We start from the raw sequence: 12,215 nt of genomic DNA, 5'->3' as shown, positions 1-12,215 counted from the left end.
GTTTGCACTTTAAAATTTACAACACTATGAGAATCCTGAATGGCTCAAATAGTCTTCGTTATTTGCAAAACTCAACAAACACTTATCAATCAAAAAACCTACATTCACTCCTTGCAGCTGTCATGATGACTTTGGTGCTAAGCAGTTGTGGTAAACCCCCTAAAAACAACAAATTTATTCCCAAAGATGCCTCCGCAGTGGTTTGTATGAATCTTAAGAAGATGACAGCCAAAATGGTAAGCTTTACCGATTTGTTGGATAAAGACTCCAAGCGTATTCAAAACTCAGGATTAGATTTTAATAGTAAAGCGTATATTTTTGCAAAATGGAACCCTAAAAAAGGCAAAGAGAAAGAAAATTATGTGGGATTTACTTTCATGTTACAAGACGAAAGCAAATTCGATTCTTTTTTGAGAAAATACCGCAAAGAAAAACCCCTCAAAATAAAGTCATCAGAAGGTGTAAAATACACGATCATCGATGGAAAAGTAATAGTAGGTTGGGCAAACCGTGCTGTGATAACCTTGGCCGCCAATGCCCCAAAAACCGAAAAAGTATGGGTAGATCAATTGCTCAAACTACGTGATCAGCCCGAAAGCGAATCATTACTGGCAAACAACAAGTATTTTGAAGAGATAGAAAAGCAAGACTATGATGCAGCTGCCTGGCTCAACTGGGGCAATACTGTAGAACAACTTAAGAGAAATCCCACCCTCAAATTTTATTACAACTACCTTACTTTTGCCGGAGTCAACTTCAAAGAAAACTACATTATAGGCATTACCAAGTTTGAAAAAGGAAGAGCAGTGGCTGATATAAAGTGGCATATGACCGAAGCGCTCAGCCAATACAAAGGTTTATTCAAAAATGAAATAGACAATAAATTATTGTCGCATGTGCCCGCTAAAAAACCCATGGTTTTGCTTGGGTTAGGGTTACACATACAAGGGTTTAAAAGTATATTAGACAACTTTGGTTTAACTAAAAGAGTAAGCGCATTTTTGAGGAAGGAAACGGGATTAGACGCTGATCAGTTGTTTGACATGCTAAGCGGTGACTTAATGGCTGCATTGATAGATATAAAAAAGCAAGATATAACTGAGCAAACTGTAGACAAAGACGGTAACCTGGAATCGCGCACGATTGCCAAAACCAATTATAAGTTTTTGTTAGGAGCAGACATTAATAATGTAGAGTCGATGGACAAACTGTTGGGTAAGCTGGTGGCTGATAAGTATTTAGATAAAAAAGGTGATATATATACTTTTAAAATTGCTGATAATACCCATTACTTGTTTGTAAAAGATAAAATGTTGTTTGGTTCATTGACCAAAACTATCAAAGATGCAGTCATGGAAAACAAAGGAGCAAGGTTAGATAAAAGCTTTGTAGACCTGGGGAGGAGCAGTGCCTTCTCGATGTATGCCGACTTGACCCCAAAAATTCTTAAAAAACTACCCGAAGAAAACCTGGATTTGGTACCTTTTGGTTTAGGCCCTTCATTGAAAAAACTAGATACTCCAATAGAGTCTTTTTCTATTAAAACATCTCCTGCCAAGAAGAATATCTCACACACCAAGGTAATCATAGAGTTTACTAACAAAGACCAAAATTCTCTACGTTCATTAGTAGAAATGATTCGTAAAATGAACCTCTCTGAAGTACCTGGGTTTTTATCTGCACGATAGTTTTTGAAATCAATGATTGTAAAGGGTTGCTACTCCTTACAATCATTGATTTTTTTGTGCAATCCTTTATCATATCATTACAATGAAAATCACTCTTAATCAAGTAGTGCCTGCTCCCTTGTCGGGGTTGCTGGATGGTAAGTCTGAAATTTGGGATACAACGATGAGCTTCGAGCAAGGCAAATGCTATCAAGTGTATGCACCTTCGGGCAAAGGCAAGTCAACTTTTATTCATATACTGTATGGCATTCGCCACGACTATACAGGGAATGTGTCTATTGATGGGGTGCCTATTCCAAAAATTAAGGCCAAAGAGTGGGCGACAATGCGACAACAGAAGATGTCGCTGGTTTTTCAAGACCTGCGATTGTTTATGAACCTTACCGGGCGCGAAAATATCCAGGTAAAATCAGTGTTGTATAAAGAAGATGCCACCCAAGAAATAGAACGCATGGCAGCGTTGTTAGGGGTGACTCATGTGCTCGATAAACAAGCAGCATTATTATCTTACGGTGAACGGCAACGTGTGGCTATTATCCGGGCTTTGATCCAACCGTTTCAGTTCTTATTGTTAGACGAACCCTTTAGCCACCTCGACGAAGAAAATATTAAAAAAGCTTGTCAACTAATGGACGAAAAATGCTCACAAAATAATGCATCATTAGTCATGACTTCGCTTGGGTATCCTTATTTTTTAGCGTTTGACGAAAAACGCTTGTTGTAATGTACTTAAAGCGATAGAATGCTATCTAAGATTTCGTTCCACCCACTTACAATAAAAAACTTATCTTTTTGGGTTTCTGCTTCAAAAGCGGCACGCTCTGGTGCTGACGGCTGAAATAAATAAAGCCGATCTAAACTAGTCAGGTGTTTTAGTACACTGTAGCGGTCATCAATAAAAATCCGAATGTTGTTTTGTAAGGCAAGGGCATGTTTTTGGTGTCGCTCCTCACAAAACCAAATATTGCTTTGCGTGAAGCCTGTGTTCTGAAAAAAACCGTAGTGCTGCAACCACTGTAAAGTACGTACCTGGGTTACTTGTCCACATTTTGATATGAGGTGCACATTTTCGGCTTTATAATTCATCACAATCTGTTTGATGGCCTCAAATGCCCCTGTAATTTGTGGAACTTTGAGATAATCAGGGCTGAAAAACTGGTCAGGAACATCAGTGTCACCACTAATAATTACCCTGCCTATGTCTATACCTATCATTTGATATTGATTTAACCACCATTGCCCGACATAGCTGTACGTCTATTGATAGCATACACGGCAAACATGACCAGCTCTTGCATATCAAACCAGTCATCATCTGAAGTCAATAGCTCAACATTATACCCATAAGAGAGTTTACGCCAGTGCATACAACCTTTAAACGCCAGCACCGACATTTTGGGGTTGGTGCAAATTAATTCGAAATATGGCTTGATTATACCCTTTTTTCTGAGAATAAACAAGGTATTGGGGTGGTATACACGAATAGTGGCAGTCATTTTCCAGTCAAAGGTAATCTTTCCTATTTCAAAGCCATTTTTGAGAATAAGATGTACACTTGACAAGGCACTCTTTTTTTTAATCACTAACTCATCTTGGGTAGCACAAGTAATCTGGGCTTTACCCATTGTCCAACGGTTTTGTTTAAGCACAAAAGTTTGCTCACCACTTTGAGTGCATACATAACTACCTGTTGCCGAAATAGGGGTAAGTTTATACATAGTTTATGATAAATTTGGTGTAAATGCTTGAACACTTGTAAACAATGAGTAGTTGAAAAAAGCATTTACTTACACTATTTTGAGAAAATGTGTCTCATACATTGTCTTTACAACAGCTATTACTCAGCGTTACCCTCCATGTTCCAGGTTTTTATACATTTGTTCTAAATCAAAAAAGCCCGAAGTAGCTTGATATGCCTTCATGAGATTTGTAGTGTTGCTATTATAAATTTCGGCAAGTGAAGCATATAGTTTTGCCCTGATTTTGACATTACTGTCAAAAATACTTAAAATATTTACCTGAGGAATTACATATAATTGAGCTGATTCAGATTCAACAATGGCATTGTATACCCTTTTGGTTTTATTAAGCAAAGCGTTGTTACCTACCGATGCTGTAGGGTGAATGTGGGCAAAAGTTTCAAATGAGTCATTGACATCTATTTTAAGGGCTACCATGCCTGTTTTTATCAGATAGAGTGCCTGGCTTGGGTCATTTCTAAAAAAAATTACCTCATTTTGCTGATAAGTACGCAGATATAAATGTGGTAAAAACTCTGACAACTCTTTCAAGGTAAGCTCAGAAAATAATTTATTTTTCAACAAAAACTCGAATAACTCTAATTGCTCCTTTGTATAACTTTTACTAAATGGCTTAATCATAATGTATATTTAAAAGAACCAGCGGCTCTGTTTTTCGAATTTAAAAGCATGAACAAAACTGAATGCACAAAGTTCAGACAAGGAACAAGTATTGACACCATTATCCTTTAGTTTTACTGGGTTGAGGTAGGCAATGATATTAATAATATTTCTTTTGTATCTTTGGTTAATTTGTAACGGTTGTCTAGTCTGTAACCTACTACCCACACAATATCCTGGTCTGATATTACCACCATCACCTTTTGTTTTAAGTTAACAGGAACTTTCTGATCAATTAAAAAATCACTCAGCTTTTTGCGTTGATTCATTCCCAGGGGTTTAAACCAGTCTCCTTGTTGCCAAGGTCTTATTTTAAGCGGAAGTTTAAGCTTGTCCCAATCCAAACAGGCGATGCAAGGGTTTTTGGGTATTCTAAAGTGAGTGGTGACAGTTTTACGCTCTAGCTGTAGTTGCAGTGGTGCATACAATTGTTTTGAATTTTGTTGAAGTGAAGTCAAGAGCAGTTTTTCAGCAATTTTTTCAACCTTCGCCGGCGTAATCACTAATTTATTTCGATCTTTGACTAATACATAGGTTGGAGATAAAAATTGTTTACCTGATTCTCCCGCAATGCCTGCCAAAATGTCTTGGGTTTGGATGTATGAAAAACCAAACTTTTTAAGAATGTGATAGAGTATAATTAACTTTTCGTCTATAGGTTCCAGTTTTTTCAAGTCTAAAAAAACAGCTTCTGTAGTGCTTGTCGTGAGTATTTTTTCGATACGTTGCGTCTCTGCTTCGAAAAAACGTTCAACAGCACTTATCTTTTCTATCGATTGCTTAAGGGTTTTTTCCAAGTTGGGATTCATTGTTTTTAGTACTGGAATCACCTCATTGCGTAAACGATTACGGTAATACTTATTGTCTTGATTTGACGCATCTTCGCGCCATTTGAGCCCTTTTTCCTGAGCATACACTTCTATCTCTTCGCGCGAAGCAAATAGCATAGGGCGGATGATATGTCCTTGTTTTGCTTTGATTCCGTGTAGCCCGGCAATACCTGTACCTCGAACCAAATTAAGCAATACTGTCTCTACCATATCATTTTGGTGGTGAGCAGTGGCCAAGTAATGATACCCCTCTTTTGTTCTTAATTGCTCAAACCAGGCATAGCGTAAGTTACGGGCAATCATTTGAATTGAGCCTTTTTGGGCTTGAGCCAACGTATAGGTGTCAAATCGTGTGACAAAGTAAGGAATGCCATAGTGTTGGGCAAGGTGTTTTACAAATTCTTCATCTTCTTCAGAGGCAATACCTCGTAATTGAAAGTTACAATGGGCAATTGCTACCTTCTGGCTATGAGATTTTATTTGGGCAAAAAGGTCAGTTAAAACAACAGAGTCTATGCCACCACTTACAGCAAGCAAGATATTGTCCTGAGGGTTGAATATTTTTTTGTGTGTAATGTAAGTTATCAATTTATTAAACATTCCATATCCTTATATTTTTCCTTATTTTTGCAGGAATTTTAAAATTTTGGAGCTAAAGCAACACTCAACAAAAAGGAAGTGTCTATGTGATGCAGTCACAAGTATAGTAGTTAAATTTTTATTGATTAAAAAAACAAACAAGTATTGAAGACTCAAAGGTTTTTTGCATTAATTTTTTATTCATTTTTCCTGTGTATGTTGAGCATTCAATTAGGGTGGGCGCAAGACCCAAAGGTGACGCCAAAAAAAGCGCAACCAATCCCTGCTAAAAATGATACAACTAAAAAAAAAGGAAATACAAGTAGCACCACAGAAAAAGAAGAGCCCTTGGAGATTATCAATGCCAAATGGCTGAAGGGAAAAACCGAAGGAGGGCAAGAGTTTCGAATTTTAAAAGATAAAGTAGTGATCAGACATAAGGGTAACACCCTCTATTGTGACTCTGCTATACAGAACATTACCAAAAACACAGTACAAGCCATAGGTAACGCCCGCATGTTGGGTTCAGACGGTACCACAGTTAACAGTAGAACAATGTTTTATGATGGGAACAAAAAAGTGGCAAACGCCAGTGGTAATGTAGTGTTGGTAGATAAAAAAGGCACTTTGACTACAGAAGTGCTCGACTATGATGTAGTGAGTCAGGTGGCACATTATTACACAGGAGGCAAAATTGTAGATAGTGAAAATATACTCACCAGCAAAGAAGGTACTTATGATACCAATAGTAAGGTGGCGTTTTTTAAAAATGACGTACATTTGGTCAGTAAAAAAGATAAGCAGGAGATATTTTCAGACAATATTCAATACAATATGGTTTCTAAAATGGCTTATTTTAGAGGTAAAACCAAGATTTTAAGTAAAGATGGAACTGTTTATGCCAATGAGGGAGAGTACAATACCAAAACAAAAGTCTCTCACTTTAGAACCAAAGGCAATGCAAGACCCAAAGCCGAAACCGAAGAGTATATATTACAGGGCGACTCATTGTTTTATGACAATACCAATCGTATAGGGTTTGCTAAAGGCAATGCGCGACTTACGTCTAAAAAAGACAGTTTGATTATAGATGGAGACATTGGGCGTTTTTGGGGCAAAAAAGGAATTAGTAAGGTATATGGTGCAGCTTTGATGAGAAGTATATCAAACAAAGACACCTTGTATTTAGTTGCAGATACATTGATCTCTATTCGAACCAAAAAAGAAAATAGAGAAGATAGTGTGAAGATATTAAAAGCATATCATAACACTAAAATTTTTCGAAAAGAGCTTCAGGGTAAGTGCGACTCGTTGGTGTATAACTTTGGTGATTCGTCTATTTATATGTACAATGATCCTGTACTATGGGATAGAAAAAGCCAACTATCTGGCGACTCTATTAGAGTGTTGATGGCAAATAACAAAATCCATAGAATGCTGTTGAGAACCAATGCATTTGTGATTCAACAAGATACACTCAACAACTTTAACCAACTCAAAGGACGCAATATGAAGGCTTTCTTTGAAAAAAGTGAAATAAGACGGGTAGACGTAAGGGGTAATGGGGAAAGTATCTTCTTTGCCTTGGAAGGCGACACGTTGCTTACTGGAATGAATCGGGTGATATGCAGTGACATAGACATCAGATTTAAAGAAAAGAACAAGGTGAAAACCATTACTTTTAAAAGTAAACCAGACGGGAAGTTCATCCCACCCCACGAATTGGCTGAGCCAGATAAAAGACTCAAAGGGTTTTTGTGGAGGATAAACGAACGACCAAAAAAAATAGACATGCTCAGGCAAAGAGACAAAAAACTGTAGCAAGTTGTAAAATTTATTAAATTTAGTTAATTTGTTGAAACATTCAACAGAAAATTTGGTACATAAGAATGAGTACCTAACAAAGTTTCGACAACCAAATTAACAGAGCAGCGATATGGAAAAAACTTTACGATTATTTTTATGTGTATTATTAACAATAGGTAGTAGCCAATTATATGCATTAAGTAGTTTACATTTTATAAACTCTACACAAAATCAAAACAAAATTGATACAATCATAAAACCATACCCTGTAAAACTTAAGGAAAAAGTGCAGACAATGGCGCATAATAACCGATTTGTTGAGGTCAAATTAAATAAACAGATTCAAATAGCGCAGGAAGGCAAACTGTTATTTGAAGACAAAAATATTTCAATACACGAGGCTTACCCAAGCCCTGCCGACTCTTTTACTATGGTAAAATACAAGGCAAGCGTAAATAACGCTAAAATATTATTGAAGAACGTATTAGGAAAAAACATCAAAGAATTTCACTTGCCGGCAACAAGTGATTACACTCAATTTAAAATACCTACCAATTATCTCCGTAACGGGGTATATTTTTATATCCTCTACATCGGTAAGAAAGCAATGAAAGGCAAAAGACTCACTATCAAACATTAAAATTGTTATTTTCTTGCTTATTACATAATTTTGTAAAATGTGGAACAAAAAATTATTGATAGCATGCCTAGGTATAGTCATGCTATTCTCCTCATGTAGTAGATTCCAAAGACTGTTGAAGAAAGGAAGCGTAGAAGAGAAGTACAATGGTGCTATTTCTTACTATGAGAAGAAAGACTTCTATCGGGCTGGTTTACTATTAGAAGAACTCATTCCCTTGTTAAAAGGGCAAAAACGTTCAGAAATAGCTAATCTATATTATGCCTACTGCCATTATTATCAGCGTCAGCGTCAACTGGCAGCCTACTACTTCAAGCGTTTTTATACCAACTTTGGGGCGAGTAAATATGTAGAAGAAGCCATGTATATGTATGCTTTTTCGTTGTATAAAGACTCTCCTGAAGCTTATCTTGATCAATCTAACACTGATCAGGCGATTGTAGCGTCTCAAAACTTTCTGAACCGTTTTCCTCAATCTAAATATAGAGAAGAATGTTCACGAATTATTAGCGAGCTACGTAAGAAACTTGAGAAAAAAGCCTATGAAAACGCTAAACTCTATTATCGAATTAGAAACTACAGAGCGGCAGTGATTACGTTTACAAATTTTCAGAAAGACTTTCCTGATTCGAACTACAATGAAGAAGTAGCCTACCTGAAAATTTTGTCTCAATATGAATTTGCCCAAGTTAGCACGCTTAGAAGGCAACAAGAAAGGTTTCAAGGCGTAATAAAGTACTATACCGAATTTATAGATGCTTACCCTGGCAGTGGATATTCAAAGTCTGCAGAAAGGTTGTATTCTTCAAGCATCAAAGCATTAAGTAAATTTAAGCAAACAACAAAAAGCTAAGAAGATCGTGATACTCAACATGAAAAGTAAATATTCTGCGTCAACACCTACGTTGATCACGCGGAACTTGATAGAACTGGCAGAACCTACTGGTAATATTTATGAATCGGTTGCCGTTGTTTCCCGCCGTGCACGTCAGATTTCAATTGATATGAAAGAAGAGCTAAACAGCAAATTAGCTGATTTTGCTTCAACAGTAGATAATCTGGAAGAGATTTTTGAAAATCGTGAACAAATTGAAATTTCGCGTTATTACGAACGTTTGCCAAAACCAGCGACTATAGCTACTGAGGAGTTTTTGGAAAACAAAGTAGCTTTTCGCTATAAAAATGTAGAAGATTAATTGTCAAAATAGTACTATACCAAAAAAGCCATATCATTGCGATATGGCTTTTTTGGCTTTATAGCCACCAAGAGAAATTCTTTTATTGGTTTAATTGAATAAACCTTTCCACATCTTTTGCTTTGCCTAATAAGAGAATAATATCTTCTTCATACAAAAGAGTATCGGCACGAGGCACCCCAATAATATGTTCTTGCTTTACTTTTTTGCCATCTTGTACCTCATCAAACATTCTTTTGATGGTAATTAGGTTCAGGTTGTACTTTTTACGTAGCCCTATGTCAGCAATAGAGCGTCCAGTGACTCTCTTGGGTGTGTTTACTTCTACAATCTTGTATCCATCAGGCAAAGGCAAAAATGAGCGAATGCTGGGATTAAGCAAAGTTTCAGCCAGATTTTTCCCTACTTCTTCTTCTGGCGAGAGGATCTCTTTGATTCCAAGTTTTTGTAAAATCATACGTTGCTGAGCATTGGCAGCACGGGCTATAATGCGGGTTATTTCAAGCTCCATTAATTGTACAGTACTCATAAGTAATGACTCGAAATCTTCGCCAATTGCTACAATTACGGCATCAACATCTTGAATATTCTGTGCCTGAAGTGCTTTAAGATCAGTAGCATCCAGTGCTACAGCATGTGCTACCTCGTCTTTAATATACTCAACTCGCTCGGTTTTATTGTCAATCGCCAAAACCTCAGCGCCCCGGCTTGCCAGTGATTGGGCAATGGCTATACCAAATTGCCCCATACCTACTACAGCAAATTTATTCATAATGATATATCTTACTTTTTAGAAAGGTAATCAAAACATCCAAACCATTTTCAACGCGTTTACCATTGGGTATAATGATGTCAGCGTCGTATTTATATGGCAATATGTATTTTTTATAAGTGGGAATTACGTGGTTTTCATACCTGTACAACACATCGTCTAACCCGTAGCCACGTTCTTCATTATCACGAATAATTCGGCGTTTAAGCCTGATATGATCTTCTACATCAATAAATACTTTTAAATCAATGACGCGATTTAAAGGTTTATGATAAAAAATGAAAATACCTTCGACTAATATAATAGGAGCTGGCTTAAATTCCAGCATTTTTGGAGTAACATCAGGATTATTATAAGTATATTCTTGCTTGTATACAGTTTTGCCTGCTGCCAAACGTTGAATATCTAAAAGGTATTGTTCCAGGTCTATAGACTCTGGCGTGTCAAAATTACTGATACCATTGGCATCTTTTGGTTGTAAATCGCGATTATGATAGTAGTGATCTTGCGATACCAAACAAACATCTTCGGTACTGAAATTTTCTAATAATTTATTGAGAATAAAGGTTTTACCAGCACCACTCCCTCCAGTAACTCCTACAATAAAAGGTTTGTTAGCCATCATTCAACAAAAGTAAAGTATTTAATAAAGATTATTACAGTTCATTTTCATGAAACAGTTTAAACCATAATAAAATGTAATATTGATAATGAATTAGATTTTATCTTGTAAGAAATCTACCAACTTCACAAAAGCTTTACTCCTGTGACTAATATCGTTTTTTTGTTCAAGCGACATTTCGGCAAATGTTTGTGTACAGCCTTCAGGTAAAAAAACCGGGTCATACCCAAAGCCTTCACTACCTCTGGTGTCAGGTAATATAGTGCCAGCTGCAATTCCCTCAAACTGATGCTGTACACCATTGACTACTAGCGTAATAACAGTCTTAAACTGTGCTTTCCGATGGGCATTACCTTGTAGGTTTTTGAGCAATAACGCAATATTGGCCTTGCTATCGCCGTGCTTACCCGCATACATGGCCGAGTCTACTCCTGGTGCTCCCTCCAGTACTTCTACTTCAAGTCCTGTATCATCGGCAAAACAATTGACCTGAAAATGATCCCATATGTATTGGGCTTTTTGAGCAGAATTACCTTCAATGGTTCCAGTAGTTTCGGGCAATTCGTCATTGCATTGAATGTCATCAAGACTGATAACCTCAAAAGAGGCTCCCAGTTTGGCTTTTACTTCTTTTATTTTATTGGTATTACGGGTAGCAAAGCAAAGTTTCATAATAATTAATTAACTGATTTAAGTTCTATCTCAAACCATATTATACTGTAAGGAGGAATGACAATGTTATTGTTATTATCGGTACTGCCAGAGGCTCCATAAGCAAGGTTAGAGTATATAAGTACCACTTTCTTATCTCCTACCCGCATCCCGTTTACGGCAATGTTCCAACCATTGATTACCTCACTGTTATCAGCATCTTTAGCCCTAAGGTTAAAGGTGAAGTTATCGTTAGTATCAAATATAGTTCCGTCTAGAAAACGCCCTGTATATGCTACAGTTACATTACTGTCAATACCCGCTTTGGGGAGTGTTGTATTATCGTCAGGAGCTTGAATGATGTGAGCAGTAAATAGGGAGTCTCTTTCTATATAAGTAAGTGAATCGGCAGCTGCAAACTCTAACATTTGCTCTCTTTCGGTTTTTATTTCAAACGAAGATATCTCATACTTCACTACAGAATAAGGCGGGATGTTTCCTTGACTTGCTCTGCCATAAGCAAGGTTATAAGGAATGAAAAGGGTAGCTTGCTCGCCTTCTTTCAGTCTTACTGCGCCAAGTTCTATGCCTGTTAATACCTTTGTGCCATCTGGGTTACCATCAAATATAAATTCTCTAGGTTCATTAAAGAAAGAAGAAGTACTGTCTATTACAGTGCCGCTTAGCAAAGAGCCCACATAATGCAGGACAGCTTTACTCCCTAAGGTGGCTGCCTGACCCTCAGGGTTGGCTTTAGTGATTACATAATATAAACCCTGATCAGTTTGTTCTGCTGTTAGGTTATTGGTACTTAAATAATTAAGAATAGCCTGTTCGTTTTCTCTGAGTTGCCTAGTGTCTTCTGTTTCATCTTCAAAAGTTTTACAACTGGTGATAAAAATACTTGCACAGGCAATTACAACTAATAAAATACTTTGTCTCATAATTTAACTTTCTCACAAAAAAATGATTCTACTTAGTAACGTGTTCAAAATAAGTTTCTGGTTTTTG

14 protein-coding genes are annotated in these 12,215 nt (G+C 36.9%); 6 read left to right on the top strand and 8 right to left on the bottom strand.

Translation table 11 applies throughout. From position 1 onward, the window contains the following. Positions 1-26: 26 nt before the first annotated feature. Complete coding sequence (locus Q0954_RS04960; protein ID WP_299454440.1) at positions 27-1,688, top strand: DUF4836 family protein; 1,662 nt, start codon at positions 27-29, stop codon at positions 1,686-1,688. An 82-nt stretch (positions 1,689-1,770) separates the two neighbouring features. Beyond that, on the top strand, positions 1,771-2,412 hold the full coding sequence (locus Q0954_RS04955; RefSeq protein ID WP_299454438.1) for an ATP-binding cassette domain-containing protein: 642 nt from the start codon (positions 1,771-1,773) through the stop codon (positions 2,410-2,412). 5 nt (positions 2,413-2,417) lie between these two features. Here Q0954_RS04955 and Q0954_RS04950 read toward each other — a convergent pair whose 3' ends face one another. The 4 genes from Q0954_RS04950 to tilS all read right to left on the bottom strand — a co-directional run bounded on the left by Q0954_RS04950 (position 2,418) and on the right by tilS (position 5,538). Beyond that, the gene (locus tag Q0954_RS04950; protein ID WP_299454437.1) at positions 2,418-2,903 is read right to left on the bottom strand and encodes a hypothetical protein; all 486 of its coding nucleotides are present in this window, start codon (positions 2,901-2,903) and stop codon (positions 2,418-2,420) included. Positions 2,904-2,914: 11 nt separating this feature from the next. Further along, positions 2,915-3,406: a hypothetical protein gene (locus tag Q0954_RS04945; RefSeq protein WP_299454435.1), complete on the bottom strand. Its 492-nt coding sequence runs from the start codon at positions 3,404-3,406 to the stop codon at positions 2,915-2,917. Between the two features lie 129 nt (positions 3,407-3,535). Continuing rightward, positions 3,536-4,069 (bottom strand): cyclic nucleotide-binding domain-containing protein, encoded by a 534-nt coding sequence (locus Q0954_RS04940; RefSeq protein WP_299454433.1) that lies wholly within the window; start codon positions 4,067-4,069, stop codon positions 3,536-3,538. A gap of 113 nt (positions 4,070-4,182) precedes the next feature. After that, on the bottom strand, positions 4,183-5,538 hold the full coding sequence (tilS, locus tag Q0954_RS04935) for a tRNA lysidine(34) synthetase TilS (protein WP_299454431.1): 1,356 nt from the start codon (positions 5,536-5,538) through the stop codon (positions 4,183-4,185). Between the two features lie 195 nt (positions 5,539-5,733). On the opposite strand from tilS, the gene Q0954_RS04930 reads away from it, so the two are divergent. The 4 genes from Q0954_RS04930 (at position 5,734) to Q0954_RS04915 (ending at position 9,159) form a co-directional block, all read left to right on the top strand. Beyond that, entirely contained in the window at positions 5,734-7,338 is a 1,605-nt protein-coding gene (locus Q0954_RS04930) for an OstA-like protein (protein ID WP_299454429.1), read from the top strand. Positions 7,339-7,453: 115 nt separating this feature from the next. Continuing rightward, positions 7,454-7,963, top strand: a complete 510-nt coding sequence (locus Q0954_RS04925) for a hypothetical protein (protein ID WP_299454428.1) — start codon at positions 7,454-7,456, stop codon at positions 7,961-7,963. Positions 7,964-8,000: 37 nt separating this feature from the next. After that, a complete protein-coding gene (bamD, locus tag Q0954_RS04920; protein WP_299454427.1) occupies positions 8,001-8,816 on the top strand; it encodes an outer membrane protein assembly factor BamD in 816 nt (271 codons plus the stop codon). Positions 8,817-8,835: 19 nt separating this feature from the next. Continuing rightward, positions 8,836-9,159, top strand: a complete 324-nt coding sequence (locus Q0954_RS04915; protein ID WP_299454424.1) for a DNA-directed RNA polymerase subunit omega — start codon at positions 8,836-8,838, stop codon at positions 9,157-9,159. An 82-nt stretch (positions 9,160-9,241) separates the two neighbouring features. On the opposite strand, the gene Q0954_RS04910 is transcribed toward Q0954_RS04915, so the two are convergent. The 4 genes from Q0954_RS04910 to Q0954_RS04895 form a co-directional block, all read right to left on the bottom strand. Further along, on the bottom strand, positions 9,242-9,931 hold the full coding sequence (locus Q0954_RS04910; RefSeq protein ID WP_002699133.1) for a TrkA family potassium uptake protein: 690 nt from the start codon (positions 9,929-9,931) through the stop codon (positions 9,242-9,244). Next, the gene (locus Q0954_RS04905) at positions 9,924-10,553 is read right to left on the bottom strand and encodes a uridine kinase (RefSeq protein ID WP_299454517.1); all 630 of its coding nucleotides are present in this window, start codon (positions 10,551-10,553) and stop codon (positions 9,924-9,926) included. Before Q0954_RS04905 ends, Q0954_RS04910 begins: the two co-directional genes overlap by 8 nt. A 93-nt stretch (positions 10,554-10,646) precedes the next feature. Continuing rightward, positions 10,647-11,225: an RdgB/HAM1 family non-canonical purine NTP pyrophosphatase gene (gene rdgB / locus Q0954_RS04900; RefSeq protein ID WP_299454421.1), complete on the bottom strand. Its 579-nt coding sequence runs from the start codon at positions 11,223-11,225 to the stop codon at positions 10,647-10,649. Positions 11,226-11,230: 5 nt separating this feature from the next. Next, positions 11,231-12,148 carry an FKBP-type peptidyl-prolyl cis-trans isomerase gene (locus tag Q0954_RS04895; RefSeq protein WP_299454419.1) on the bottom strand — a complete coding sequence of 306 codons (918 nt, stop codon included), beginning with the start codon at positions 12,146-12,148 and terminating at the stop codon, positions 11,231-11,233. Positions 12,149-12,215 lie beyond the last annotated feature (67 nt).

Origin of the sequence: uncultured Microscilla sp., from assembly GCF_947493425.1 — a bacterium.
Lineage (GTDB): Bacteria > Bacteroidota > Bacteroidia > Cytophagales > Microscillaceae > Microscilla.
The sequence above is the reverse complement of the archived record's forward strand: the minus strand, read 5'-3'. Positions and strand labels throughout refer to the sequence as shown.